We start from the raw sequence: 1,406 nt of genomic DNA, 5'->3' as shown, positions 1-1,406 counted from the left end.
GTAAGCAGAGTTTTTGAAACGTAAGGCCTTTGAATAAGACAAAAGGCTGCCTCATCGCTAACTTTGCAACAGTGCCGAATTTAGCGCGGTCGCTAAACATTTCGGCACCACCCAGGTGCTGCACGATATCAATCTGAAAATTGATGCCGGTGAATACCGGCTGGCTGCCGACGATCCGGATGAGGAGAACACCCTCGCCACGGCAGTTTTCACCCTCGATGCCAACCACGTCAGGTGGCAAATTTTCGACATTAACCGCGACGATGCTAAATTTCAGGGAGAAGTGCGTGGGTGAGATAGCCGGTCGTCAGTCATAAAGGGCAGGGTAGTACCGTTGGCCCGGCGTTCGATAGTACCGTCCGGATACTGCCAGATATCGGCGTCCAGGGAGATGTCCTGAAGCGCGGTGTCCGGAATTTCAGGTTTGTGTCTCTACAAAGACTAACTATCAGAAAAACTCATCGAGCATCAAATGAAACTGCAATTTATTCATATCAGGATTATCAATACCATATTTTTGAAAAAGCCGTTTCTGTAATGAAGGAGAAAACTCACCGAGGCAGTTCCATAGGATGGCAAGATCCTGGTATCGGTCTGCGATTCCGACTCGTCCAACATCAATACAACCTATTAATTTCCCCTCGTCAAAAATAAGGTTATCAAGTGAGAAATCACCATGAGTGACGACTGAATCCGGTGAGAATGGCAAAAGCTTATGCATTTCTTTCCAGACTTGTTCAACAGGCCAGCCATTACGCTCGTCATCAAAATCACTAGCATCAACCAAACCGTTATTCATTCGTGATTGCGCCTGAGCGAGACGAAATACGCGATCGCTGTTAAAAGGACAATTACAAACAGGAATCGAATGCAACCGGCGCAGGAACACTGCCAGCGCATCAACAATATTTTCACCTGAATCAGGATATTCTTCTAATACCTGGAATGCTGTTTTCCCAGGGATCGCAGTGGTGAGTAACCATGCATCATCAGGAGTACGGATAAAATGCTTGATGGTCGGAAGAGGCATAAATGCCGTCAGCCAGTTTAGTCTGACCATCTCATCTGTAACATCATTGGCAACGCTACCTTTGCCATGTTTCAGAAACAACTCTGGCGCATTGGGCTTCCCATACAATCGATAGATTGTCGCACCTGATTGCCCGACATTATCGCGAGCCCATCTATACCCATATAAATCAGCATCCAGGTTGGAATTTAATCGCGGCCTCGAGCAAGACGTTTCCCGTTGAATATGGCTCATAACACCCCTTGTATTACTGTTTATGTAAGCAGACAGTTTTATTGTTCATGATGATATATTTTTATCGGCACTGTTGCAAATAGTCGGTGGTGATAAACTTATCATCCCCTTTTGCTGATGGAGCTGCACATGAACCCATTCA

2 protein-coding genes are annotated in these 1,406 nt (G+C 45.9%); both read right to left on the bottom strand.

Translation table 11 applies throughout. The annotated features are described in order from the left end of the window. Positions 1-241: hypothetical protein (locus tag HHA41_RS13085; protein ID WP_213033338.1), on the bottom strand; the 241-nt coding region annotated here is incomplete at its 3' end. A gap of 207 nt (positions 242-448) precedes the next feature. Further along, positions 449-1,264, bottom strand: coding sequence for an aminoglycoside O-phosphotransferase APH(3')-Ia (locus tag HHA41_RS12930; RefSeq protein WP_000018326.1), 816 nt, complete (start codon positions 1,262-1,264; stop codon positions 449-451). Between the last annotated feature and the right edge of the window lie 142 nt (positions 1,265-1,406).

It is taken from the genome of Acinetobacter sp. A1, assembly GCF_012371315.1.
In the GTDB taxonomy this organism is placed as follows: domain Bacteria; phylum Pseudomonadota; class Gammaproteobacteria; order Pseudomonadales; family Moraxellaceae; genus Acinetobacter.
The sequence above is the reverse complement of the archived record's forward strand: the minus strand, read 5'-3'. Positions and strand labels throughout refer to the sequence as shown.

Coding starts and splice junctions, on each gene's coding strand:
- HHA41_RS12930 (WP_000018326.1), bottom strand. CDS start 1,264: ATGAGCCATATTCAACGGGAAACGTCTTGCTCGAGGCCGCGATTAAAT.